This window comes from Mesorhizobium sp. WSM4807 (assembly GCF_055811615.1).
In genome coordinates this window covers 1-848 of the sequence record NZ_JBVVQY010000106.1, presented here as the reverse complement: position 1 = coordinate 848, position 848 = coordinate 1, and the positions used below count along the sequence as shown (strand labels likewise).

General features: G+C 63.0%; 1 protein-coding gene. It reads right to left on the bottom strand.

The annotated features are described in order from the left end of the window. Positions 1–848, bottom strand: an 848-nt coding sequence (gene tdh / locus AC0L3N_RS33880; RefSeq protein ID WP_473552040.1) for an L-threonine 3-dehydrogenase, incomplete at both ends; no start/stop codon positions are given.

Sequence of the window (848 nt, the reverse complement as noted above, 5' to 3'; positions counted from 1 at the left end):
ATCTCGCGGCCATAGATGCCCTTGAGATGCAGCATCTTGAAGATGACCTTGTTCCAGTCGATCTCGAAGCCGGTCGGCGCAATGCCCAAAATGGCGATCTTGCCGCCATTGTTCATGGCGTCGATCATGTCGCGGAAGGCGGGTGCCGCACCCGACATTTCGAGGCCGACGTCAAAACCTTCGGTCATGCCGAGCGCCGGCATGATATCGCGCAGCTTTTCCTTCGACGCGTCGACCACATGCTGAACGCGGAGCTTTTTCGCCAGCGCCAGCCGCACCGGGTTGATGTCGGTGATGACCACTTTTCGCGCGCCGACGCACTGCGCCACCAGAGCCCCCATGATGCCGATCGGCCCGGCGCCGGTGACCAGCACGTCCTCGCCGACGAGATCAAAGGACAGCGCGGTGTGAACCGCATTGCCGAGGGGATCGAAGATTGCGGCGATCTCGTCGGGCACGTCATCAGGGATCGGCACGACGTTGTGCTGCGGGATCGCCAGATATTCACCGAAGGCGCCCGGCCGGTTGACGCCGACGCCGAGCGTGTTGCGGCACAGATGCCCCCTGCCCGCACGGCAATTGCGGCAATGGCCGCAGACGATGTGGCCTTCGCCCGAAACACGCTGGCCGATCTTGTATTCGGTGACCGCCGCGCCGAAGTCGGCGACCGTGCCGACGAATTCGTGGCCGGTCACCATCGGCACCGGCACGGTCTTTTGCGCCCACTGGTCCCAATTGTAGATGTGGACGTCGGTACCGCAGATCGCGGTCTTCTTGATCTTGATCAGAACGTCGTTGGGGCCGATTTCCGGCACCGGCACTTCTTCCATCCAGATGCCCGGCTCGGC